This window comes from Brevundimonas sp. GW821-FHT10A07, assembly GCF_059415785.1.
Genome location: NZ_JBWKNX010000027.1, coordinates 1 through 20,532, shown reverse-complemented (window position 1 = coordinate 20,532; position 20,532 = coordinate 1). Strand labels below are relative to the sequence as shown.

Below are 20,532 nucleotides of genomic sequence, written 5' to 3'. Positions count from 1 at the left end.
TCCGGGCGAAGGCCCGGCGCCCCGCCCAGCCCTCCGCTTCCAAAGGGCCTCCAAACTCCGCCGAACGGACGGAGCGCCTCCGTTCGTCTGCACGACGCTGCGGGAACGGGCTGAAAGCTTGTCCGTTGATGTCGCGCCGACGCCTTGATCCGGCCCGAAACACGGTGCGGTATGGTGTGGCTTGAAGCCTGTTCTCCTCGGATGATTATGCAGACCCGATCGATCGTGCTCGTCGCCGCCCTGGCCCTGTCGGCCTGCGGCAACCCCACCAATTCCAAGGCGCAGGAGGGCGAGTTCGCCCAGCCGACGCGCACCGCGCCCAGCGATGCGGCGGGGATGAAGTCCAGCTTCGCGCCGGTGGTGCGATCCGCCGCCCCGGCCGTGGTCAATATCTCGGCCCGCAGCGTCCAGCGGGTCCAGGCCGATCCCTTCTTCCAGTTCTTCGGCGGCGGCATTCCCCAGGCGCGGGTGGCGGAATCGGTCGGGTCGGGCGTGATCGTCCGCTCGGACGGGATCGTCGTCACCAACAACCACGTCATCGACGGCGCCCAGCAGATCAAGGTCGTGCTGAACGACCGGCGCGAGTTTCCCGCCACCGTCATCCTGGCCGACGAACGCAGCGACATCGCCGTGCTGCGGCTGGAGAACGTCAGCGACCGGCTGCCGGTCCTGGCCATCGACGATCAGGAGGAACAGCAGGTCGGCGATCTGGTCCTGGCCATCGGCAATCCGTTCGGCGTGGGCCAGACGGTGACCAATGGCATCATCTCGGCCCTGAACCGGACCGAGACGGGCATTTCCGACAGCGGCTCCTTCATCCAGACCGACGCGGCCATCAATCCCGGCAATTCGGGCGGGGCCCTGGTGGACATGGACGGCGACCTGATCGGCATCAACACCGCCATCTTCTCCCGCTCGGGCTCGTCCGCCGGGGTCGGGTTCGCCGTGCCCGCCGCCATGGTCAAGCGCGTGGTCGATTCGGCCCTGGGCGGCGCCAAGACCGTGGTCCGGCCGTGGCTGGGCGTGAAGGGCGACACCGTCACCGGCGACATCGCCGGCAGCTTGGGTCTGAGCCGGCCGCAGGGGCTGGTGGTCACCGACGTCTATGCGAACGGTCCCGCCGCCCGCGCCGGCCTGCGCCAGGGCGATGTGATCACCGCCGTGGACGGTCAGGAGATCAACGACCAGAACGGGCTGAACTATCGCGTCGGCTCACGCAATCCGAACGACCAGGTCCAGGTCGCCATCCTGCGCGACGGCCGGCCCCAGACCCTGACCGCACGGGTCCAGACCCTGCCCGGCGACGCCGACCCCCGCCAGGGCGTCCTGATCCAGTCCGGCCCCTTCGCCGGGGCCCAGGTCGTGGCCCTGAACCCGGCCCTGGCCGACCGCCTGGGCGGCGACCCGTTCGCCACGGGCGTCATCGTGACCGGCGTGTCGGGCCGGGGCTACGCCGCCCGCGCCGGCTTCCGCCAGAACGACCTGATCGTCAGCATCAACGGTCGCGCGATAGCCTCGGCGCGCGACGTCGAAGCCGCCGGCGCCGGCCGGGGGCCGTGGGAAATCGTGGTCAATCGCGGCGGGCGCCAGATTCGGGGCGTGTTGAGGTAAGGGGCTCGACAGTGTCTTCGACCACAGGCCCACACAAACGGGTGAAAAGCCTTTGGCGAACGCCTACATAGGTCGCACTCATGACCGACCTGTTCGAAGCCTCCGGCATATTGCCGCCCGACGCCCCTCTGGCCGACCGTCTGCGTCCGCGCACGCTGGACGAGGTGGTGGGCCAGGATCATCTGCTGGGCGCCGGCGGGCCGATCCGGCGGATGATCGAGGCGGGGCGGCTGGGGTCGATGATCCTGTGGGGGCCGCCCGGCACCGGCAAGACCACCATCGCCCGGCTGCTGGCCCAGGCGGCGGGCTATGAATACCAGTCGATCAGCGCCGTCTTTTCCGGAGTCGCCGACCTGAAGAAGGCGTTCGAGGCGGCGCGGATGCGGCGGGCGGCGGGGCAGAGCACCCTGCTGTTCGTGGACGAGATCCACCGGTTCAACCGCGCCCAGCAGGACGGCTTCCTGCCCTTTGTCGAGGCCGGGGTCGTCACCCTGGTCGGGGCCACGACCGAGAACCCCAGTTTCGAGCTGAACGGGGCGCTGCTGTCGCGGTCGCAGGTCTATGTGCTGAAGCGGCTGGACGATGCGGCGCTGGATCAACTGTTGAGCCGCGCCGAGGCCCATATGGAAAGAGGCCTGCCGCTGTCGCCGGAAGCGCGCCAGGCCATGCTGGCCCTCGCCGACGGCGACGGACGCTATCTGCTGACCATGTCGGAGGTGCTGTTCGACCTGCCCGCCGGCGAAACCCTGGACGTACAGGGGCTGGCGGCGGTCCTGCAACGCCGCGCCCCCGCCTATGACAAGTCGCGGGAAGAACACTACAACCTGATATCCGCCCTGCATAAATCGGTGCGCGGGTCGGACCCGGACGCGGCCCTGTACTGGCTGGCGCGGATGCTGAACGGGGGCGAGGACCCGCTGTATCTGGCGCGGCGGATCGTGCGGATGGCGGTCGAGGACATCGGCGAGGCGGACCCGCTGTCGATCCTGGTCGCCAATGCGGCCAAGGACACTTACGACTTCCTGGGCAGTCCGGAGGGCGAACTGGCCCTGGCCCAGGCCGTGGTCCACCTGGCCACCGCGCCCAAGTCGGTCGGGGTGTACGAGGCTTTCAAGGCGGCCAAGAAGGCGGCCTATGAGACGGGATCGCTGACGCCCCCCGCCCATATCCGCAACGCCCCCACCAAGCTGATGAAGTCGCTGGGCTACGGCAAGGGCTACCAGTACGACCCGGACACGCCCGAGGGATTCTCGGGAGCCAACTTCTTCCCCGACGAGATGGAACGCCGCACCTTCTACAAGCCCAAGGGCGAGGGGCATGAGGAAAAGGTCAAGGCGCGGCTGGAGCGCTGGGCCGAGATGCGGGCGCGGCTGGCGAAAGATGCGGCGGTGGACGGGGCGGGGGACTGACCTCTAGAAGCTCCCGATGACCACCCGCACCCCCGTCGCCCTGTCCGAGGATGAGATCGCCGCCGTCCGGTCGTGGGTGATCCATGAGGACGCTCATGTGATCGCTTTTTCAAAGCCGTCCGGCCTGTCCAGCCAGGGCGGGCGGATCCAGGCGTATACGCTCGACGATCTGCTGTGGGCCTTCGCCCGGTCCAACGGCAAGCGGCCGGAACTGGTGCATCGGCTGGACCGCGACACCTCGGGCGTCATCCTGGCGGCCAAGACCAAGCCGGCGGCGGGCTTCCTGGGCAAGGCGTTGCAGATGCGGCGGTTCCGCAAACAGTATCTGGCCCTGCTGTCCGCCGCGCCGGAGCCGGCGTCGGGGACCATCGACGCCCCGCTGCGGCGCGAGGAGATCGGGCGGGAGTCCTATATGCGGGTCGTCGCCTTCGACGCGCCCGGCGCCCAGGGTTCGCAGAGCCGATATCGGACCCTGGCCGCCAACGACCAAGGGGCGGTGGTCGAGCTGGAGCCGCTGACGGGGCGGATGCACCAGCTACGGGTCCATATGGCGCATCTGGGTCGGCCGCTGATCGGCGACGTCCGCTATGGCGGGGCGTTGACGACAGAGGTCGGTCCGGCGCCGCGCCTGATGCTGCACGCCTCGAAACTGAGCTTTCCTCATCCCGAGGGCGGGACGACGACGGTGGAGGCGCCGCCGCCGGCCGATTTCGCGCGTTTGCGTTCGGCGCTTGGCCTCTAGTCTGGGCCTCTAGACGGAACGCTACGGCTCAAGCAACGCTATCTCCGTCAAAGGGAGACAACGCCATGAAGCGCCTCGCCATTCTCAGCCTCGCCGCCTCGACCCTCGCCCTGGCCGCCTGCGCCAGCCTGGCCCCCTACGGCGCCCAGCGCGCGCCGGGCGGGCAGGGCTATTCGGAGCAGAGGATCGAATCCAACCGCTACCGTGTCACCTACAACGGCGTCGGGGCGCCGGGCGCTGTCGCCGACTATGCGCTGGTGCGGGCCGCCGATCTGACCACGGACCAGGGCTATGACTGGTTTGAAGTGACCCAGAGCTGGACCGACGGCCGTCCCGGCGGCGCGGGCGGCGTGCGGCCCAGCGTCTCCATCGGCGGCGGATCCAGCCGATACGGCGGCTATTCGGCCTCGGGCGTCGGGGTGGGCCTGGGCCTGAACTTCAGCGGCCCCAGCCCGACCTCGACCTCGCTGGAGATCATCATGGGGCGGGGTCCAAAGCCCGACCGTCCGAACGCCTATGACGCCCGATCGGTCCAGGCCTCCATCCCGCGCTGATCAGCGCCCTCGCGTCAGGGCGCGGTATTCGACCAGCCGTTCCTTGTCGCGCCGCACCTGGTCGCCGACGGTGTTGTCCACGTCCAGCGACGCGTAGCGGACCCAGCCCTCGGCCCCCAGCTTGTCCTGGATCGCCTGGGCAGGCGTCTGCCAGCGGAAATAGGACAGCCAGGTCACGCCGCATGCCAGCAGGACGGCGATGATCTGAAGGGTGCGGAAGCCGATCTCGTTGGCCGCCGGGGCGGGGAAGAAGATGAAGAAGACTAGCCAGATCACCAGCACGGCGGGCGTGGTGATCCGCCCGAACCAGCGCATCCAGTAGCGTTCGCGCCGGACGCGCCACAGCTCCATCTGGATGAACTTCTCCAGATATTCCATCCGCGCACCGATCCACATGACCAGCCGGGTCAGATAGAGGGCGCGCTGACCCCAGGCCTTGCCGTCCATCTGATAGGTGGTCTCGGCCTGGTCCGACAGGGCGCGGGCGTTGGTGAACAGGTTCTGCAACTCCCGCGTCCGCTGCACGATCTCGCGCGACAGCTCGTAGGAGTCGTTCTCCAGCCGGAACCGGTACTGGATGAACAGTATGGTCGAGACGCCGAAGAAGATCCCGCCCGTGACGAGCATGGCCAGGAGGCCCAGGCCCAGACCGGCGGGTTGCCCGCCGGCCCATTCGGCGAACAGGGTCGGTCCCATTTCGGCCAGGACGGCGAAGGCGATCAGGGCCAGCACCTGGGTCAGCCGCTTGACGCCGACATGGACGCACAGGGCGCGGAAGATGCGTCGGCCATAGGCGTGAACCCGACCGCGGATGTCGCGGTCCGCCGGGAACCGTTCCTCGATCTGGCGCGCGAACAGGATGTGGAAACGGTCCGGCTTCTTCTCGTTCTCCCAGAAGGGAAAGATATCGAGCGGCTGGTTGAAATAGAGGTCGATATTCCCCGATATCTTGGCGATCGAGGCGTCGTCCAGGGTGAAATAGTCGCTCTCCTGAATGGGGCGCAGCACGCCTTCGTCGGACACGGCCGGGGTGTCGGTAGGCGTCGGGTTCGGCGGCGCGGCGCGCGCCGTCTCGGGCGCATCGGCAGGGGCCAGATCGTGCGGCTGCTCGACCGGCTGCGGTTCGGGTTCCGGGGAGGGCGGCGGCGACGTCATGGTCGGCGCGATCACCGGGCTCTGGCTGTCTTCCTGCGACATGACGTGGCTTCCCCCAACCCGCTGACGGTTCGTCTCGGATATCGCCGTTAACCCTGTCGCAGGGCAAGTGAAGTTTCAGTCAGACGGCCACGAACGCGCAGGATGCTTCGCTTTCGGCCAAGGCGGCGTATATAGCGCCGGATCATGACACGGTTTCTTCTCGTCGCCGCCGGGGGCGCGCTCGGTTCGATGGCGCGCTATGGCCTCGTCCTCTTGATGTCCCGGCTGACGCCCGGCGCCGGCTGGCCGCTGGCGACCTTTACGGCCAATGTGCTGGGCGGTCTGGCCATGGGGCTGCTGGTCGGCTGGCTGGCCTTCAGGGGCGACGCGCACCAGGAGACGATCCGCCTGTTCGCCGCCGTCGGCGTGCTGGGCGGGTTCACCACCTTCTCGACCTATTCGCTTGAGGCGGCGCTGATGCTGGAACGTCGCGACTACGGACTGGCTGCGGCCTATATCGTCGGTTCGGTGGTCCTGGCCGTCGTCGCCCTGTTTATCGGCATGGTGATCGCCCGCCGCGCCTTCGGAGCCGCCATTTGACCGACCAGCCGCCCATCGAGGACGCGCCCAAGCGCGAAGTCCTGACCATCTACGTCGCCGAGGACGAGGACGGCATCCGCCTGGACCGCTGGTTCCGCAGGCGTTGGCCGCATTTGTCGAACATCCAGGTGCAGAAGATGGCCCGCAGCGGCCAGATCCGCGTGGACGGCGCCCGCATCAAGCCGGAAGGCCGCCTGACCGCCGGCGCCGCCGTGCGCGTGCCGCCGATCCCGGACGACACCTCGCGTCAGGCCGGGGATCTGCACACCCTGTCCGAACGCGACATCGCCTTCGCCAAGTCGCTGGTCCTCTATGAGGACGACATGGTCATCGCCATTAACAAGCCGCACGGCCTGGCCGTTCAGGGCGGCACCAAGACCAGCCGCCACGTCGACCGTCTACTGTCGGCCTGGGGCGAGGGGATGGATCGTCCGCGCCTGGTCCACCGCTTGGACCGCGACACCTCAGGCGTCCTGTTGCTGGGCAAGGGGCCTGAGGCGGCCAAGCGTCTGGCCGGCGCCTTCGCCCGTCGTCAGGCCAAGAAGACCTATTGGGCCATCGTCATCGGCAATCCGAAACCCTATTCGGGCCAGATCGACATGCCGCTGAAGAAGACGGGCATCAACGACTTCGAGATGATGCGCCCGGCCGAGCGCAAGGACCCCAAGGCCGAGCCGGCCGAGACGGCCTTCAGTACGATCTCGCGCGCCTCGCACCGCGCCTCATGGATGGCCCTGCGGCCCTTCACCGGCCGGACCCACCAGTTGCGCGCCCATATGGCCGGGATCGGCCATCCGATCCTGGGCGATCCCAAATACGGCGATGAGAAATCCAGGGAGTTGTCCGGCCCGCTGAAGCTGCAGCTCCACGCCCGCAGCATCGAGCTGGATCACCCGCGCGGCGGCCTGCTGAAGGTCACGGCGCCCCTGAGCCCCGAAATGAAAGCCGGCTTCGCCCACTTCGGCTTCTCCGAGGATGAGGCTGAGGACGATCCCTTCCTGGGCGTGAAGAGAATTCGATGAGCCATATTCCCCCGCTCGATCCCATGGTCGCCGCCCGCAAGGGGTTCCGCGAAACGCAGGAGACGGTGCGTCGCTTCTGGACCGCCGTGTCGGTCGGGCCGCACGCAGAAGGCGGCTGGGCCGTACTGCTGGACGGACGGACGCCCAAGACGCCGGCCAAGGCGCCGTTGGTGCTGCCGACCGAGGCCGCCGCCCGACTTGTCGCCGAGGAATGGGCTGCGCAGGGCGAGATCGTCGAGCCGTCGACCATGCCCGCGACCCGGCTGGCCTCGACCGCCATCGACCGCATCGGCCAGGCGCGGGAGCCGGTTGCCGACGAGATCGCCGCCTACGCCGGGTCGGACGTGGTCTGCTACCTGGCCGAACATCCGACGCCGTTGGTCGAGCGCCAGCAGCGCGAGTGGCGGCCGTGGCGCGATTGGGCGGCGCGCGAGATGGGGCTGGCTCTGGAGCCAGTCGCGGGCATCGTGCATCGGCCCCAGTCGCCCGACGCCATCGCGCGGGTGAAGGCGCACGCGATGGCGATGGACGATTTCCGCCTGACGGGCCTTGCGACCGCCGTGCCGCTGCTCGGGTCGGCGGTGCTGGCCTTGGCCGTCGAGCAGGGCGCGCTGGCAGGCGGCGCGGCGTTTGAACTGTCGCGGATCGACGAACTGTTTCAGGAGGAGCAGTGGGGCGTGGACGCGGAAGCCGCCGAACGCACCGAGGCGCGCCGCGCCGAGGCGGAACTATTGGACCGGTGGTTCAGGACGTTGGACTAGCCGTCGAGGCGGCGATGAGCGCGGCGCGTTCCTGATCGGTCAGGTGACGCCAGCGACCTTCGGGCAGGTCGCCTATCTCCAGCGGGCCGATGCGGATACGGTACAGGTCGACGACCTCGAGCCCGACCAATTCGCACATGCGGCGGATCTGGCGGTACTTGCCCTCGGTCAGGACGAAGCGCAGGCGCTGAGGCTCGATCTGGGTGACGCGGGCGGGCTTGAGCGGCTTGTCGTTCAGCACCAGGCCGTGGCGCAGGCGGCTGAGCTTGCCTTCGGTGATCACGCCGTCGACGACGACGAGATATTCCTTGTCGAGTTCGGACGCCGGCCCGATCACCGCCTTGGCCACGACGCCGTCCGACGACAGCAGCAGCAGGCCGCGGGAGTCTTCGTCCAGCCGGCCGATGGGAGGCAGGGAGGCGTCGCGGGCGGGGGTCTCGCCCTCGCCGATGCGGTTGGGGGTCTTCAGCAGGCGCACGGCGGGAATCTTGCCCGGATCCGGCTGGCCCGAAACGTAGCCGACCGGCTTGTGCAGAACCAGGGTCATGCCCGAGGCCAGGGCTTGCTGGGCCGTGTCGTTCAGCGTCAGCGTCTGGCCCGGCTCGATCTTGCGGCCCGCGTCGCTGATGGTCTCGCCGTCGATGGAGACCAGGCCTTCGGCGATCAGGCTCTCGGCTTCGCGGCGCGAACAGACGCCGGTCTGACCCAGCCATTTGTTTACGCGGACGGGTTCGTCGCCGTCATAGGTGCGGGTGAAGGCCATCGGATTCCGTCGCTCAATCAATGCCGCTGTCTAGGGCCGGGCGCCGATGCGAGCAAGCGGGTCAAGGCCGTCAGGATCACTCTGCGCACATGCGGGGATGTCCAAGGTTGATCCTGCCGGATTTTTCACTATATCAGGCGGCATTCCACAAACGATCCAAAGTGCGGGACGACCATGGTCGGACCCGTCGATTTTCGTTTTTCTGGTTCTTCATGTCGATGGTTCGGCGGCCTTTGTCGCAGAATCTCGATGTTTATTGAAACCCTAGAAGGAGACGTCTTGTACGCTCAAAGCAAATCTTCCGCCGGACCCCGTCGCACTGGTTACAACCGTCCCGTTCCGACCCGGCTGCGCATGGGACTGGTGATGCGACGTGACATGGAATTCGGCGAACTGGGCGACGTCGAAGGGGCGCTGCGGGCCGAAGGCGTGGGCCTGGCGCCCATCTCGACCGGCGACGCCAGCCTGATCACCGGCGGCGTGACGGTTCTGGCGACGGCGACGGCGACCGACATCGTCGAGGGCCGTCTGAAAGGCCTGGTCGTGCCCGGCGGGTCGCAGGATGAGGCCGGCCTGGCCGCCGTGCGATCGCTGATCGACCTAGCGCGCGCCCATGATCTGCTGGTCATCGCCTTCGCCGACGGCGTCGCCGTTGCGGCTGAAAGCTTCGGCGTGACGGTCGAGGCCCAGGGCGCCCTGTTCAAGGACGGCAAGACGACCTTGCTGAACGAGCGCGCCCAGCTGTCGGCCGCCATCGGCGCGCTCTGAAATCAGACGCTTCTGAACAGCAGGGTCAGGTTGTTCGACGGCATCGGAGCCCGGCGCGTGGCCGCAAGGCCATGCGACCGGGCCAGAGCCTCGACCGCGGCGCGGTCCCGTAGGCCCCAGGCCGGGTTTCGCGCCTTCAGACTCTCGTCGAAGGCGGCGTTCGAGGCCGCCAGCGGAACCTCGGCCTCGCGATAGGGGCCATACAGAACCAGCAGACCGCCGGGGCGTCGCAGGACGCGACCGGCCAGATCCATCAGCCCCTCGGTCGCCGACCAGGGGCTGATGTGCGTCATGTTCGCACAATAGACGACGTCGAACCGATCTTGCGGCCAGGTCGCCGGATCGGCGGCGTCCACCGACAGGGGCGGGCGCAGGTTCGACGGGCCGGCCTGTCGCCAGGCCGAGAGGCTGGCGCGCGCCTGGGGGCTGGGATCGCTGGGCGTCCAATCCAGACCGGACAGGGCCGAGGCGAAGGCCAGGGCGTGGTCGCCCGATCCGGCCGCAATCTCTAGCACCCGCCCCCGCGCCGGCAGATGCGCCCGCAACACGTCCAGGATGAAGGCGGCGTTGCGCTGGGCCGCAGGCGACGACAGGGCGCCCGCAGGCAAGGCGTCGAGGTGGTCCAGGGTCTGCATGGCTTTCTCTTAGACGTCCGGCACGGGGAAGGGGAAGAAAGCCAGGGTGCGGTTTTCCCCTGAGCGGGGCGCCGGCTTGCTGGAAGGTTAAGTGATCGTTTATGTCCGTCGTCGACGTTAAGCGATTGGCAACCACGATGCGACGCGCAATTCATATCGGACTGTTCATCGGCACCGTGCTCGGCCTGTGCGCCTGCGCGTCGCAATATGACGCGAACGGACGCCCGGTTTCCGGCGCCTATGGCTCGATCGAGGCCGGCCGGGCGGGCTGACACGCAAGGAAAGCGTGGCGCAAAGCGCCGCCGTGCTCTAGTGTCTTTGCGCGGACGCCGTCTGTTGCGCCGCGTTGGTCTCCAAAAACCCCTAGATGTTACTCATCGCTATTGTCGTCGTTCTGCTCCTGGTGGTGCTCAACGGCCTGTTCGCCATGACCGAGCTGGCGGTCGTTTCCTCCCGGAGATCCAAGCTTCAAAGCCGGGCGGAGAAGGGGGATCGCGGGGCGCGCAAGGCGCTGAAGCTGGCGGAGGAACCGACCCAGTTCCTGTCGGCGGTCCAGGTCGGCATCACCCTGATCGGCATTCTGGCCGGCGCCTACGGCCAGGCGACCATCGCAGGCGAGTTGGACCGGATCCTCGAGACCAGTTTTCCGGCGCTGGCCGCCTATACCGAAATCTTCTCCACGGCCCTGGTCGTGGTCTGCATCACCTATATCTCGCTGATCGTCGGCGAGCTGGTGCCCAAGCGTCTGGCCCTGATCTTCCCCGAGACCATCGCGGCCAAGATGGCGCCGCCGATCTCGACCCTCGCGATCGTGCTGAAACCCTTCGTGCTGCTGCTGACGGCCTCGACCTCGGGCATCCTTAAACTTCTGGGCGTCAAGGATCGCGATGGCTCGGACGTCACCCAGGAAGAGGTCGCGACCATCCTGGCTGAAGGGACCTCGGCCGGCCTGATCGAGCCCGAAGAACAGGTGATGATCGAGGAAATCCTGCGTCTTGGCGACCGCCCGGTCCGGGTGGCCATGACGCCGCGCCACGACGTCTTCTGGATCGCCCTGGACGATCCCGAATCGGTGCTGCGCGAGGAAATCCGCACCTGTCCGTATTCGCGCATCGTGGTGGCGCGCGAGAGCGACGTCGATAATCCCCTGGGCGTGGTCCACAAGAAGGACCTGCTGGACGCCTTGCTGACTGACGGACGTTTCGACATCGAACCCCTGGTGGCCGAACCGGCCTTCATCCCCCAGTCGACCTCGGTGCTGAAGGCGCTTGAGATCCTGAAAGGGTCCAAGGTCCACATGGCCTTCATTGTCGATGAGTTCGGCGCCTTCGAAGGCGTTGTCACTGCGACCGACATCCTGGAAATGATCGCCGGCGACTTCAATGAGGGTCACGACGAGGAACAGGCCTGGATCCATCAGCGTGCTGACGGCAGCTGGCTGGTCGACGGCCAGACGGACCTGGACGATCTGGCTGACACCCTGGGCGAGGACTTCGGCGAACACGACGGCTTCCACACGGTCGCCGGCCTGATTCTGCACCAGCTGTCGCGCGTGCCGGATGAGGGCGAGGTGGTGCAGGTCGGCCGATTCGAGGTCGAGGTCGTCGATATGGACGACCGCCGCATCGACAAGCTGATCTTCAAGGAACTGATCCAGGCCCAGGACGAGCGGGCCGCCATTGCGGCGCATCTGGAAGACTAGTCACAAGTGTCACATCGCCCTTGAAATGCGGGGCGGTGTCGGGCATACGCCCCCCTCTGGCGAACGTACGGACCCGAGGGTTCGCGCGATTGTCTAGGAGTTTAGCTCAGCTGGTAGAGCACCGGTCTCCAAAACCGGGGGTCGTGGGTTCGAGTCCCCCAACTCCTGCCAATCCCCCCTGTCGCTTCCGGATGGGACTTCCCATCTGGGGCGACAGGAACAATTGTGTGAAGAGCAACTGATGGCCAAGGCCAAATCTCCCGGCAAGCGGCCCCAGGCGGGCGCAAAGCCCCAGACTGCTGCGGCCGCCGCCGCCATCACCATCGATGCGCCCGCGCCCAAGAAGCCGCGCACCAGCCCCAGCGACTTCTACAAGCAGGTCATGGCTGAGGGCCGCAAGATCGTGTGGCCCAGCCGCAAGGAGACCTGGATCACTTCGGTGATGGTCTTCATCATGGTGGTCATCGCCGCGATCTTCTTCTGGGTGGTCGACACCGGTCTTGGTTTCGCCTTCCGCTACATCATCGCTCTCGGATCCTGAGAAAGACGCGCCCATGACCGATGCAGCGCCCGCAAAGCCCGCCAATCCCCGCCACAAGTGGTATATCGTCAACGCCTATTCGAACTTCGAAAAGAAGGTCGCCGAACAGGTGCGTGATCAGGCCAAGCAGCAGGGCCTGGAAGACGCCTTCTCCGAAATCCTGGTTCCGACCGAGGACGTCGTCGAGATCCGTCGTGGGCGCAAGGTGAACTCGGAACGCAAATTCTTCCCCGGCTATGTGCTGGTGAAGATGGAAATGACCGACCAAGCCTATCACCTGGTCAAGAACACGCCGAAGGTCACGGGCTTCCTGGGCGCCGCCGGCGGCACCAAGCCCCTGCCGGTCTCGGAACGCGAAGTTCAGAACATCATCGGCCAGGTGGAAGAGGGCGTCGAACGTCCGAAGCCCACCATCCGCTTCGACATCGGCGAGAAGGTCAAGGTCATCGACGGACCGTTCGCCAGCTTCGACGGCTCGGTCGAGAGCGTGGACGAGGAACAGGCCCGTCTGCGCGTCGCCGTGTCCATCTTCGGCCGCGCCACGCCGGTCGAGCTGGAATACGCTCAGGTGGAGAAGGTCGCGGGCTGACGCTCAGGCGCCTGTTGAGATTTGAAGCCGCGTCCGAAAGGGCGCGGCTTTTTTCGTTTCGCCTCCCCATGCGCGTAGGCGCCTGTCCTCCCCATCGGCCTTCGCCGACGGGGAGGTGACGCCGCCCGTTTGCCTTTCCGTCCCCCCTCTGTTACACGCGCGCCTTCGCTCGACAGGCCTCGGCTCGTGGAGCGTCAAATCCGTGGGAGGCAGCCATGCCGCACCACGGCTCACCGGCCCGCCGTTAAGTCGTCGGGTCATTCATAGGAGAGACCAATGGCCAAGAAGATTCTCGGCTATATCAAGCTGCAAGTGCCGGCCGGTTCGGCCACGCCTTCGCCCCCGATCGGCCCGGCTCTGGGTCAACGCGGCGTGAACATCATGGGCTTCTGCAAGGAGTTCAACGCGCGCACCGAGAAGGAAGCCAAGGGCACCCCGCTTCCGACCGTCATCACCGTCTATCAGGACAAGTCGTTCACCTTCATCACCAAGACGCCGCCGGCGACCTGGTACCTGAAGCAGGCCACGGGCCTGAAGTCGGGTTCGAAGCTGGTCGGCCGTGAAGTCGCCGGCAAGATCACGCAGGCGCAACTGCGCGAGATCGCCGAAAAGAAGATGAAGGATCTGAACGCCAACGACCTCGACGCGGCGGCCAAGATCATCGAAGGCTCCGCCCGCGCGATGGGCCTCGAAGTGGTGGAGGGCTAAACCATGGCCAAGCAAACCAAGGCTCAAAAGGCCCGCACCGGCGTCACCCAAGACCTGCTGCCGTTCACCGACGCCATCAAGCTGGCCAAGGAAAACGCCAAGTCGAAGTTCGACGAATCCCTTGAGATCGCCGTCAACCTGGGCGTCGATCCGCGTCACGCCGACCAACAGGTCCGTGGCGTTGTGAACCTGCCGTCGGGTACGGGCCGTGACGTTCGCGTCGCCGTCTTCGCCAAGGACGCCAAGGCCGCCGAAGCCACCGCAGCCGGCGCCGAACACGTCGGCGCCGAAGATCTGTACGAAAAGATCGCCGGCGGCTTCATGGAGTTCGACCGCGTGATCGCGTCGCCGGACATGATGGCCCTGGTCGGCCGTCTGGGTAAGGTGCTGGGCCCGCGCGGCCTGATGCCGAACCCGAAGGTCGGCACCGTGACCCCGAACGTCGCCCAAGCCGTCAAGGACGCCAAGGGCGGCGCCGTCGAGTTCCGCGTCGAGAAGGCGGGCATCGTCCACGCCGGCATCGGCAAGGTCTCCTTCACCCAGGACGCCCTGGAAGCCAACGTGAAGGCCATCGTGGACGCCCTGGTGCGTTCCAAGCCGGCCGGCGCCAAGGGCACCTATGTGAAGCGCATCAGCCTGTCTTCGACGATGGGCCCGGGCTTCAAGGTCGATCCGGCCTCGCTGGGCGCCTAAGCGCTCGACGTTCCAGAATGATGAAGGCCCCGGAGAGCGATCTCCGGGGCCTTTTTCTTGATCGGTGTCTGTCGCGTCAGTAGGCGGCGGTGAAGCGGGCGCGGCCGTGTTTGTGCTGTTCCAGTTCGTCCACCATGGCGATGGCGTAGTCGGCGAAGCTGATCTTGCTCTCGCCCTTGTCGTCGACGATCAACTGGTCCCCGCCGGTGCGGAAGACGCCCAGACGCGGCCCCTCCTCGATCAGGGCGGGCGGAGAGAAGAAGGTCCAGTCGATCTGGGTCTCGTCGCGCAGATCGTCCAGGAAGGCGACGCCGGGCAGGGCGTAGGGCTTGAACGCCTCGGGAAAGTCCGGGGTGTCGATCAGACGCACGCCCGGCGCGACCTCCAGACTGCCTGCGCCGCCCGTGACCAGCAGTCGGGGCACGCCGGCGGCCTTCAAGGCGGACAGCAGGGTTTCGGCCGTGACGTCATGATGCAGGGCGCTGATCACTGCGTCTGAGCCCTTGATGATCTCCGCCAGGGCGGCGGAGTCGGAGGCGTCGCCCGCGACCGGGGTGACGCCGGACAGGGCAGGGATGGCTTCGGGCTTGCGGGCGACGGCGACGACGGCATGACCGCGCGCGGCCAGTTCATTGGTGATTTCCGAGCCGGCGCGACCGCTGGCGCCGAGGACTGCGACTTTCATGGATGATCTCCTGTGGTATCCAACGGATACTAGGTGTTATAAAGTGCAGCATGTCACAAGAAGGCACTTTACTCTCATCTGGTCACCCGGCGGAAACCCGTTCGCCCGACGTCTATTCGGCCGCTTGCCCGACGCGGCAACTGCTGGATCGGGTCGCCGACAAGTGGACGACGCTGGTCCTGACGCTGCTGCGGGACGAACCGATGCGGTTCAACGCCTTGCGTCGGCGTGTCGAGGGCGTTTCGCAGAAGATGCTGAGCCAGACTGTCCGCCAGCTTGAGCGGGACGGACTGGTCACCCGCACGGTGACGCCGACCGTGCCGGTCTCTGTCTCCTACGCCCTGACGCCGCTGGGCGGTACGCTGGTCGATGCGCTCCAGGCCATGATCGATTGGGCCGAGGACAATATGGCCGAGGTCAGCAAGGCTCAGGCCGCCTATGATGAAAGGCGGCTCGGCTGAACTTTCCGGACGCGGAGCGGTTGACGGAGCGACGTAAACCGCGTTTTGCAAGCCGCGCCGGACGGGGATAGAGAATGGCCAAAGCCGCGAAACGCACAGGCCGGTCGGAAACGCGTCAGGTCGCCGCCCTGCCGTGGCGACGCGGCGAGGCGGGTCTTGAAATCCTGATGATCACATCGCGCGAAACGCGGCGCTGGGTCATTCCCAAGGGCGGTCGTATGGCCGGAAAGACCGACGCCGAAGCGGCGGCCCAGGAAGCGCTGGAGGAGGCGGGCGTTCGTGGTCCCATAGGCGACGCGACCATCGGTCATTTCCGCTATGCCAAGATCGTTCGCAGCGGTGATCTGAGACGCCATGTCGTCGCCGTCTATCCGATGGAGGTGGTGCTGCAACTGGGCGATTGGCCCGAGGCGCACCAGCGCGATCGGCGCTGGATGACGCCTGAGGCGGCGGCGGACAGCGTTCACGAAGCCGACCTCGCCCTGCTGATCCGCGACTTCGCCGCCACGCCACCGAGCGATTGAGCAACCGAAAGGCGATTCCCTCTGGCCACCTGCACGCCGTGCTCGGATAAGAAGGGCGAGGGGGACGATATGCGTATCATTGGGCTTTTGACGGTCGCGGCTCTGTTTGGCCTGTTCGCGGTCGGACCTGTCGCAGCGCAGGATCGCGGCCTGGCTCAGCGGACGGCGTTGGCGGAGCGGGTAATTCGACTCTCAGCCGGGCCGAACTTCACCAAGGTCATGGAGGCGATGATCGCGGACCAACTGGCCAAGGCGGACACGGAGGGGCAGGGCGCCGAAGAGGCGGCTTGGCTGCGGAGTAACGCGCCGCGCATGCTGACCGCCATGGTCGATGACATGATGGCGGACATGGTCCCCCACTACGCGTCGACGTTCACAGTGGAAGAACTCGAGGCCCAGATCGCTTTTTATGACAGTCCCGTAGGCCGCCAGGTCGCGACGAAAACGCTTCAGCTAAGCGCGGTGATGAACGAGATCACTATCGAACATCTGACGGCCTTCACCGAAGAATTGATGACCAAATATTGCGCGCAATTCGACTGCGAGACGGGTGGCCAAACAGGGCGCAAGTCCGGGCGCCGGTAAGCCTCAGCCGTCCAGTTCGGGATAGCGACGAAATATGCCGTTCTCGTTGAACGGGATGCGGCGGTCGCTCTTTAGATAGGTGCTGACACCGGGCAGAGCGGCGACCCTGTCGCTGACGGTGACAATATGCGGCGTGGTGTTGAGCACGGCTTCGGTCGCCTTGGGGAAGGCATAGCGCAAGCCCTCCACCACCTGGAACAGAGACAGATCGGCATAGGTGAGGTGGTGGCCGACCAGCCAATCCGGGCCGGAGGGATTGGCGATGAGGACCTGTTCGGCCCAGCGGAGGAATTTCCCGATTCGCTGCTCCCGGAAGGCTTTCGACCGGCGGGCGGCCTCTGGCTTCTGGTCGTCGTAGTAGGCCATCAGATCGACCGGGTGATGGGTGTCGTGCGCCTCGGCCACCAGGTCCGCCAGGGTCAGCTGGATCTGGTTCAGCCAGGCGCGGTCGCTGTCGCCGTTCGGGCTGAGCCCCAGTTGCGGACCCAGCCAGGCCAGGATGGCGGCCACCTGACCGACGGTGCGATCCCCCAGGCGCAGGAAGGGCGGGGCGAAGGAGGGCGTGGCTGCGGTCTCCATCAGCGTCATCATCGCCTTTCCGTCGTCCTGGCGCGAGACATCGACATAGTCCGCGCCGGCGGCTTCGAGCGCCAGGCGGACGAACTCGCCGCGCCCCTGGATGGTGGGCCAGTAATAGAGTTCATAGGCCATGCGCTCGGCTCCTTGATTTCCTGTCGGGCTCCCTGTATGAGCGCCGCTTCCCGTCAGAGGTTCAATCCTTTGACGGTCCTGTCCGAGAACTTCGGGGCGTGGGGGTCACCCAGGCCATAACTGTCAGAGAGCCCTCTGACGCCGTGGGGAGATGGGGACGCGACCTAGCGCTGTCAGCCCGCATTCCGGGACGGACGCCGTCAGACGCATCCTTCGGACAATACGACCGGCCTGAACGCTTCGCAGCGATGCGCGGCGCTTTGGCCAATCCGTCGTCGGGAATAAGCCCGGCGGCGAATACCAAGACTGGAGACCGCAATGGACCGCGCACAAAAGGCCGAGTCGATCGAAACGCTCAAGGGCGTATTCGCCGACGCCGGCTCCGTGGTCGTGACCCACAACCTGGGTCTGACCGTTGCGGAAATGGAAGATCTGCGCGGCCGTCTTCGTAAAGAAGGCGGCGCGTTCAAGGTGGTCAAGAACCGCCTGGCGCTGAAGGCGCTCGAAGCCGAAGAAGGCAGCGACTACCACGGCCTGTTCAAGGGTCCCGTGGGCATCGCGTACGCCGAGAACCCCGGTACGGCCGCCAAGGTCGCCACCGAGTTCGCCAAGGCCAATGATCGTTTCAAGATCATCGGCGGCTTCATGGGCGAAACCGTCGTCGACGTGAAGGGCGTGGAAGTTCTTTCCAAGCTCCCGACCCTCGACGAGGTCCGCAGCCAACTCATCGGCCTGCTCAATGCGCCCGCGACCAAGATCGCCGGCGTGCTGCAAGCACCCGCCGGTCAGCTGGCTCGCGTGTTCAACGCCTACGCCACCAAGGAAGCCGCGTAAGCGGCCCAGCCTTTCATCTCTGCATCACTCCCTAATCCCAATCCTCCGAAGGAAAACTGACAATGGCTGACCTCGCCAAGATCGTCGAAGACCTGTCCGCTCTGACCGTTCTCGAAGCTGCTGAACTGTCGAAGCTGCTTGAAGAAAAGTGGGGCGTCAGCGCCGCTGCTCCCGTCGCCATGGCCATGCCGGCCGGTGGCGGCGCTGCTCCGGCTGAAGCCGCCGAAGAGCAAACCGAATTCACCGTTGTCCTGATCGACGGCGGCGACAAGAAGATCAACGTGATCAAGGAAGTCCGCGGCGTGCGTTCGGACCTGGGTCTGAAGGAAGCCAAGGACCTGGTCGAAGGCGCTCCGCAGAACGTCGTCGAGAACGTCTCCAAGCAAGCCGCCGACGAAGTCGCCAAGAAGCTGACGGAAGCCGGCGCCAAGGTCCAGATCAAGTAAGATCTGACTTTCGGCATTTGCTGAATATTGGAAAGGCCCGGCGGGAAACCGCCGGGTCTTTCTTTTTGGGGCCTATCGCGCTTCGCGCTGCTTGAGGCCCGTGGGCGGCGCTACGGCTGGGGCTTGGTCTGTATCAGTTCTGCGGGCGTGATCGGGCGGCGAAGAAGGCCCACATGGCTTCGTTGTCGGCGACCCAACTGTGGCCGCCGTCGCGGGTGATGCGGCCGACGACCTCGGCGCCGGCTCGGCAGTCGGCGTAGCCTTCCTCATAGACCGAGGCCGAGACCCAAAGCGTCGGGCGTGTCGTGGCGCAGCCGTTCAACTGGGCCCAGCGCTGCTCGGCCGCGTGCATCGTATAGCTCCAGTAGGGGGCGCCGCCGCCCTGGATCGGGTTGGTCGTGTCGGCGTCGCCGGCGAAGGCGATGACCGGCATGGGGCGGGACGGCCGACAGGTGGCGGGATCGGGCCGCTCAGGCGCGGCCTTGCGCGGATTGCCGGCGCGCAGGCCGACGACCGGCGCAATGGCGGCGAAGCGGTCGGCGGCCACGCAGCCCAGCCAGGACGTCATCCGACCGCCGCCCGACAGGCCCGTGGCGTAGACCCGGCTGTCGTCGACGCAGCCCTGTGAAGCCAATTCCTCGACCGTCTCCACCAGGAAGGCGACGTCGTCGGCGTCCTGTGGACCCGGCACGTCTCCTGTGATGGTCGGCACGCCGGGGACGTTCCAGACGAAGCCCCGGTCGACCGGGATGCCCGCGTCGGGCGCGGCGACGATGAAGCCGTGCCGGTCGGCGGTCTCGGCCAGTTTGGAATCTCTCAGGATCGCCGCGCCTGTGCCGCCGCTGCCGTGCAGGACGAAGACAAGGGGGGCAGGCCGAGCGGGGTCGAAGCTGCGCGGAATGTGGATCTGCACCGTGCGCCGGTCGGGACCGAAGGCGACGCTGCGGGTGGCGCCGGGCTCCCCTATCACGCAGTCCGCCTTGGCGACCGAGGTCAAACCAAATGCGGCCAGTCCGAACGCCATGGCTCCGAGCCAATGTCTCATGCTTCGTGTCTCCTCTGAACTGCTCGCAGGGTGCAGCGATTCCCGAACTGCGACACACGGCCGACCGTCGCATTGGCGGGATCGGTCTGGCTTCCCATTTGTTAGGCCTGAAAAGGAGATCCCCCACATGAAGATCCTGACGGTTCTGACCTCGCACGATCAACTCGGCGACACCGGCAAGAAGACCGGTTTCTGGCTGGAGGAACTGGCCGCCCCCTATTATGCAATGAAGGACGCGGGCGCCGAGATCGTGCTGGCTTCGCCGAAGGGGGGACAGCCGCCGCTGGATCCCAAGAGCGATGACGCGGACGCCCAGACCGAGGATACGCGCCGGTTCAAGGCCGACGCCGAGGCTCAGGCGGCGCTGGCTTCGACCGTCGAACTGGCCTCGGTCAACGCCGAGGATTTCGACGCCGTCTTCTATCCGGGCGGACACGGCCCGCTGTGGGACCTTGCGAACGACGCCGATTCCATCGCCCTGATCGAGGCCTTCGCCAAGGCGGACAAGCCGACTGGCTTCGTCTGTCACGCGCCCGGCGTGTTGAAGTCGGTCAATGGCCCGAATGGCAATCCGCTGGTCGAGGGCCGCAAGGTGACGGGGTTCACCAACTCGGAAGAGGAGGCCGTGGGCCTGACCGAGGTGGTGCCCTTCCTGGTCGAGAATGTGCTGAGCGCCAACGGCGGCGACTATTCCAAGGGGCCGGACTGGGGGTCGTATGTCGTGGTCGACGGCAAGCTGGTGACGGGGCAGAACCCGGCGTCATCCCGTGAGGCGGCTGAGGCCCTGCTGGGGTTGTTGAAGGGGTGATGCTCACCTCTCCGCGCGCGAAGGCGCGTGGGGAGGACAGATCGCGCTTGCGACCAGGCGGGGGCGACTCCGACGGCGGTGACGACCACGCCAGCGTCAGACACCGCCTCGCCCCCACTCGGCGCTCGCTGACGCTCCCGCCGGTCCTTGTTTGTCGCTGATCGGTTAGATTTCCCCTGATCCGGGACGCCCGCCTGA

Annotated in this window: 26 protein-coding genes and 1 tRNA gene; 21 read left to right on the top strand and 6 right to left on the bottom strand. The window is 66.6% G+C overall.

Features of this window, described 5'->3' with window-relative positions:
- Positions 1-207: 207 nt before the first annotated feature.
- From AC07NC_RS17055 to AC07NC_RS17040, 4 genes are all read left to right on the top strand, one after another.
- Positions 208-1,611 carry a Do family serine endopeptidase gene (locus tag AC07NC_RS17055; RefSeq protein ID WP_494570246.1) on the top strand — a complete coding sequence of 468 codons (1,404 nt, stop codon included), beginning with the start codon at positions 208-210 and terminating at the stop codon, positions 1,609-1,611.
- Between the two features lie 80 nt (positions 1,612-1,691).
- Complete coding sequence (locus tag AC07NC_RS17050) at positions 1,692-3,020, top strand: replication-associated recombination protein A (protein ID WP_494570245.1); 1,329 nt, start codon at positions 1,692-1,694, stop codon at positions 3,018-3,020.
- Positions 3,021-3,036: 16 nt separating this feature from the next.
- A complete protein-coding gene (locus tag AC07NC_RS17045) occupies positions 3,037-3,762 on the top strand; it encodes an RluA family pseudouridine synthase (protein ID WP_494570244.1) in 726 nt (241 codons plus the stop codon).
- 65 nt (positions 3,763-3,827) lie between these two features.
- Positions 3,828-4,316: a CC0125/CC1285 family lipoprotein gene (locus tag AC07NC_RS17040; protein WP_040349454.1), complete on the top strand. Its 489-nt coding sequence runs from the start codon at positions 3,828-3,830 to the stop codon at positions 4,314-4,316.
- Here AC07NC_RS17040 and AC07NC_RS17035 read toward each other — a convergent pair whose 3' ends face one another.
- Entirely contained in the window at positions 4,317-5,513 is a 1,197-nt protein-coding gene (locus AC07NC_RS17035) for a hypothetical protein (RefSeq protein ID WP_494570243.1), read from the bottom strand. It lies immediately after the preceding gene.
- Positions 5,514-5,657: 144 nt separating this feature from the next.
- Here AC07NC_RS17035 and crcB point away from each other — a divergent pair, with 144 nt between their 5' ends.
- Genes crcB through AC07NC_RS17020 form a run of 3 tightly spaced genes read left to right on the top strand, consistent with a single transcriptional unit; the run spans position 5,658 to position 7,836 of the window.
- The gene (gene crcB, locus AC07NC_RS17030) at positions 5,658-6,053 is read left to right on the top strand and encodes a fluoride efflux transporter CrcB (protein ID WP_492073858.1); all 396 of its coding nucleotides are present in this window, start codon (positions 5,658-5,660) and stop codon (positions 6,051-6,053) included.
- Positions 6,050-7,075: an RluA family pseudouridine synthase gene (locus AC07NC_RS17025; protein ID WP_154726448.1), complete on the top strand. Its 1,026-nt coding sequence runs from the start codon at positions 6,050-6,052 to the stop codon at positions 7,073-7,075. The genes crcB and AC07NC_RS17025 overlap by 4 nt, the downstream gene beginning before the upstream one ends.
- Positions 7,072-7,836, top strand: a complete 765-nt coding sequence (locus AC07NC_RS17020) for an ATP12 family chaperone protein (RefSeq protein ID WP_494570242.1) — start codon at positions 7,072-7,074, stop codon at positions 7,834-7,836. The genes AC07NC_RS17025 and AC07NC_RS17020 overlap by 4 nt, the downstream gene beginning before the upstream one ends.
- On the opposite strand, the gene AC07NC_RS17015 is transcribed toward AC07NC_RS17020, so the two are convergent.
- Entirely contained in the window at positions 7,820-8,599 is a 780-nt protein-coding gene (locus AC07NC_RS17015; protein ID WP_494570241.1) for a pseudouridine synthase, read from the bottom strand. The two genes, AC07NC_RS17020 and AC07NC_RS17015, sit on opposite strands and share 17 nt — an antisense overlap.
- A gap of 366 nt (positions 8,600-8,965) precedes the next feature.
- On the opposite strand from AC07NC_RS17015, the gene AC07NC_RS17010 reads away from it, so the two are divergent.
- Positions 8,966-9,367 (top strand): hypothetical protein, encoded by a 402-nt coding sequence (locus AC07NC_RS17010; RefSeq protein ID WP_035308171.1) that lies wholly within the window; start codon positions 8,966-8,968, stop codon positions 9,365-9,367.
- A 2-nt stretch (positions 9,368-9,369) separates the two neighbouring features.
- On the opposite strand, the gene AC07NC_RS17005 is transcribed toward AC07NC_RS17010, so the two are convergent.
- Positions 9,370-10,002 (bottom strand): DUF938 domain-containing protein, encoded by a 633-nt coding sequence (locus tag AC07NC_RS17005; protein ID WP_494570240.1) that lies wholly within the window; start codon positions 10,000-10,002, stop codon positions 9,370-9,372.
- A gap of 101 nt (positions 10,003-10,103) precedes the next feature.
- Between AC07NC_RS17005 and AC07NC_RS17000 the strand changes: the two genes are divergently transcribed.
- The 7 genes from AC07NC_RS17000 to rplA all read left to right on the top strand — a co-directional run bounded on the left by AC07NC_RS17000 (position 10,104) and on the right by rplA (position 14,235).
- The gene (locus AC07NC_RS17000; RefSeq protein WP_494570239.1) at positions 10,104-10,274 is read left to right on the top strand and encodes a hypothetical protein; all 171 of its coding nucleotides are present in this window, start codon (positions 10,104-10,106) and stop codon (positions 10,272-10,274) included.
- Between the two features lie 95 nt (positions 10,275-10,369).
- A complete protein-coding gene (locus tag AC07NC_RS16995; RefSeq protein WP_196066388.1) occupies positions 10,370-11,704 on the top strand; it encodes a hemolysin family protein in 1,335 nt (444 codons plus the stop codon).
- Positions 11,705-11,799: 95 nt separating this feature from the next.
- Positions 11,800-11,875, top strand: a tRNA-Trp gene (locus AC07NC_RS16990).
- A 70-nt stretch (positions 11,876-11,945) separates the two neighbouring features.
- Positions 11,946-12,245, top strand: a complete 300-nt coding sequence (secE, locus tag AC07NC_RS16985; protein WP_008264085.1) for a preprotein translocase subunit SecE — start codon at positions 11,946-11,948, stop codon at positions 12,243-12,245.
- 13 nt (positions 12,246-12,258) lie between these two features.
- Complete coding sequence (gene nusG / locus AC07NC_RS16980; RefSeq protein ID WP_008264196.1) at positions 12,259-12,834, top strand: transcription termination/antitermination protein NusG; 576 nt, start codon at positions 12,259-12,261, stop codon at positions 12,832-12,834.
- Between the two features lie 276 nt (positions 12,835-13,110).
- On the top strand, positions 13,111-13,542 hold the full coding sequence (rplK, locus tag AC07NC_RS16975; protein ID WP_008259841.1) for a 50S ribosomal protein L11: 432 nt from the start codon (positions 13,111-13,113) through the stop codon (positions 13,540-13,542).
- Positions 13,543-13,545: 3 nt separating this feature from the next.
- Positions 13,546-14,235: a 50S ribosomal protein L1 gene (gene rplA, locus AC07NC_RS16970; protein WP_008260414.1), complete on the top strand. Its 690-nt coding sequence runs from the start codon at positions 13,546-13,548 to the stop codon at positions 14,233-14,235.
- 76 nt (positions 14,236-14,311) lie between these two features.
- Here rplA and AC07NC_RS16965 read toward each other — a convergent pair whose 3' ends face one another.
- A complete protein-coding gene (locus AC07NC_RS16965) occupies positions 14,312-14,920 on the bottom strand; it encodes an NAD(P)-dependent oxidoreductase (RefSeq protein ID WP_494570238.1) in 609 nt (202 codons plus the stop codon).
- Positions 14,921-14,970: 50 nt separating this feature from the next.
- Between AC07NC_RS16965 and AC07NC_RS16960 the strand changes: the two genes are divergently transcribed.
- The 3 genes from AC07NC_RS16960 (at position 14,971) to AC07NC_RS16950 (ending at position 16,490) form a co-directional block, all read left to right on the top strand.
- The gene (locus AC07NC_RS16960) at positions 14,971-15,381 is read left to right on the top strand and encodes a winged helix-turn-helix transcriptional regulator (protein WP_292149769.1); all 411 of its coding nucleotides are present in this window, start codon (positions 14,971-14,973) and stop codon (positions 15,379-15,381) included.
- Between the two features lie 74 nt (positions 15,382-15,455).
- Positions 15,456-15,905, top strand: a complete 450-nt coding sequence (locus AC07NC_RS16955; protein ID WP_008263414.1) for an NUDIX hydrolase — start codon at positions 15,456-15,458, stop codon at positions 15,903-15,905.
- 69 nt (positions 15,906-15,974) lie between these two features.
- The gene (locus AC07NC_RS16950; RefSeq protein ID WP_035308148.1) at positions 15,975-16,490 is read left to right on the top strand and encodes a DUF2059 domain-containing protein; all 516 of its coding nucleotides are present in this window, start codon (positions 15,975-15,977) and stop codon (positions 16,488-16,490) included.
- A gap of 3 nt (positions 16,491-16,493) precedes the next feature.
- On the opposite strand, the gene AC07NC_RS16945 is transcribed toward AC07NC_RS16950, so the two are convergent.
- Positions 16,494-17,201, bottom strand: a complete 708-nt coding sequence (locus AC07NC_RS16945; RefSeq protein ID WP_494570237.1) for a glutathione S-transferase — start codon at positions 17,199-17,201, stop codon at positions 16,494-16,496.
- Positions 17,202-17,519: 318 nt separating this feature from the next.
- Here AC07NC_RS16945 and rplJ point away from each other — a divergent pair, with 318 nt between their 5' ends.
- Together rplJ and rplL are read left to right on the top strand one after the other, a co-directional pair.
- Positions 17,520-18,035 (top strand): 50S ribosomal protein L10, encoded by a 516-nt coding sequence (rplJ, locus tag AC07NC_RS16940; protein WP_008264370.1) that lies wholly within the window; start codon positions 17,520-17,522, stop codon positions 18,033-18,035.
- Between the two features lie 62 nt (positions 18,036-18,097).
- Complete coding sequence (gene rplL / locus AC07NC_RS16935) at positions 18,098-18,481, top strand: 50S ribosomal protein L7/L12 (protein WP_008259470.1); 384 nt, start codon at positions 18,098-18,100, stop codon at positions 18,479-18,481.
- 133 nt (positions 18,482-18,614) lie between these two features.
- Here the strand turns inward: rplL and AC07NC_RS16930 are convergent, their stop codons facing one another.
- Positions 18,615-19,526, bottom strand: a complete 912-nt coding sequence (locus AC07NC_RS16930; RefSeq protein ID WP_494570236.1) for a CE1 family esterase — start codon at positions 19,524-19,526, stop codon at positions 18,615-18,617.
- Between the two features lie 127 nt (positions 19,527-19,653).
- Between AC07NC_RS16930 and AC07NC_RS16925 the strand changes: the two genes are divergently transcribed.
- Positions 19,654-20,334, top strand: coding sequence for a type 1 glutamine amidotransferase domain-containing protein (locus tag AC07NC_RS16925; protein ID WP_494570235.1), 681 nt, complete (start codon positions 19,654-19,656; stop codon positions 20,332-20,334).
- Positions 20,335-20,532: the final 198 nt, after the last annotated feature.

Excerpts from the sequence above, each read along its gene's own strand:
- AC07NC_RS17055 (WP_494570246.1), top strand. The coding sequence starts at position 208 with ATGCAGACCCGATCGATCGTGCTCGTCGCCGCCCTGGCCCTGTCGGCC.
- AC07NC_RS17050 (WP_494570245.1), top strand. The coding sequence starts at position 1,692 with ATGACCGACCTGTTCGAAGCCTCCGGCATATTGCCGCCCGACGCCCCT.
- AC07NC_RS17045 (WP_494570244.1), top strand. The coding sequence starts at position 3,037 with ATGACCACCCGCACCCCCGTCGCCCTGTCCGAGGATGAGATCGCCGCC.
- AC07NC_RS17040 (WP_040349454.1), top strand. The coding sequence starts at position 3,828 with ATGAAGCGCCTCGCCATTCTCAGCCTCGCCGCCTCGACCCTCGCCCTG.
- AC07NC_RS17035 (WP_494570243.1), bottom strand. The coding sequence starts at position 5,513 with ATGTCGCAGGAAGACAGCCAGAGCCCGGTGATCGCGCCGACCATGACG.
- crcB (WP_492073858.1), top strand. The coding sequence starts at position 5,658 with ATGACACGGTTTCTTCTCGTCGCCGCCGGGGGCGCGCTCGGTTCGATG.
- AC07NC_RS17020 (WP_494570242.1), top strand. The coding sequence starts at position 7,072 with ATGAGCCATATTCCCCCGCTCGATCCCATGGTCGCCGCCCGCAAGGGG.
- AC07NC_RS17015 (WP_494570241.1), bottom strand. The coding sequence starts at position 8,599 with ATGGCCTTCACCCGCACCTATGACGGCGACGAACCCGTCCGCGTAAAC.
- AC07NC_RS17010 (WP_035308171.1), top strand. The coding sequence starts at position 8,966 with ATGCGACGTGACATGGAATTCGGCGAACTGGGCGACGTCGAAGGGGCG.
- AC07NC_RS17005 (WP_494570240.1), bottom strand. The coding sequence starts at position 10,002 with ATGCAGACCCTGGACCACCTCGACGCCTTGCCTGCGGGCGCCCTGTCG.
- AC07NC_RS17000 (WP_494570239.1), top strand. The coding sequence starts at position 10,104 with ATGTCCGTCGTCGACGTTAAGCGATTGGCAACCACGATGCGACGCGCA.
- AC07NC_RS16995 (WP_196066388.1), top strand. The coding sequence starts at position 10,370 with ATGTTACTCATCGCTATTGTCGTCGTTCTGCTCCTGGTGGTGCTCAAC.
- secE (WP_008264085.1), top strand. The coding sequence starts at position 11,946 with ATGGCCAAGGCCAAATCTCCCGGCAAGCGGCCCCAGGCGGGCGCAAAG.
- nusG (WP_008264196.1), top strand. The coding sequence starts at position 12,259 with ATGACCGATGCAGCGCCCGCAAAGCCCGCCAATCCCCGCCACAAGTGG.
- rplK (WP_008259841.1), top strand. The coding sequence starts at position 13,111 with ATGGCCAAGAAGATTCTCGGCTATATCAAGCTGCAAGTGCCGGCCGGT.
- rplA (WP_008260414.1), top strand. The coding sequence starts at position 13,546 with ATGGCCAAGCAAACCAAGGCTCAAAAGGCCCGCACCGGCGTCACCCAA.
- AC07NC_RS16965 (WP_494570238.1), bottom strand. The coding sequence starts at position 14,920 with ATGAAAGTCGCAGTCCTCGGCGCCAGCGGTCGCGCCGGCTCGGAAATC.
- AC07NC_RS16960 (WP_292149769.1), top strand. The coding sequence starts at position 14,971 with ATGTCACAAGAAGGCACTTTACTCTCATCTGGTCACCCGGCGGAAACC.
- AC07NC_RS16955 (WP_008263414.1), top strand. The coding sequence starts at position 15,456 with ATGGCCAAAGCCGCGAAACGCACAGGCCGGTCGGAAACGCGTCAGGTC.
- AC07NC_RS16950 (WP_035308148.1), top strand. The coding sequence starts at position 15,975 with ATGCGTATCATTGGGCTTTTGACGGTCGCGGCTCTGTTTGGCCTGTTC.
- AC07NC_RS16945 (WP_494570237.1), bottom strand. The coding sequence starts at position 17,201 with ATGGCCTATGAACTCTATTACTGGCCCACCATCCAGGGGCGCGGCGAG.
- rplJ (WP_008264370.1), top strand. The coding sequence starts at position 17,520 with ATGGACCGCGCACAAAAGGCCGAGTCGATCGAAACGCTCAAGGGCGTA.
- rplL (WP_008259470.1), top strand. The coding sequence starts at position 18,098 with ATGGCTGACCTCGCCAAGATCGTCGAAGACCTGTCCGCTCTGACCGTT.
- AC07NC_RS16930 (WP_494570236.1), bottom strand. The coding sequence starts at position 19,526 with ATGAGACATTGGCTCGGAGCCATGGCGTTCGGACTGGCCGCATTTGGT.
- AC07NC_RS16925 (WP_494570235.1), top strand. The coding sequence starts at position 19,654 with ATGAAGATCCTGACGGTTCTGACCTCGCACGATCAACTCGGCGACACC.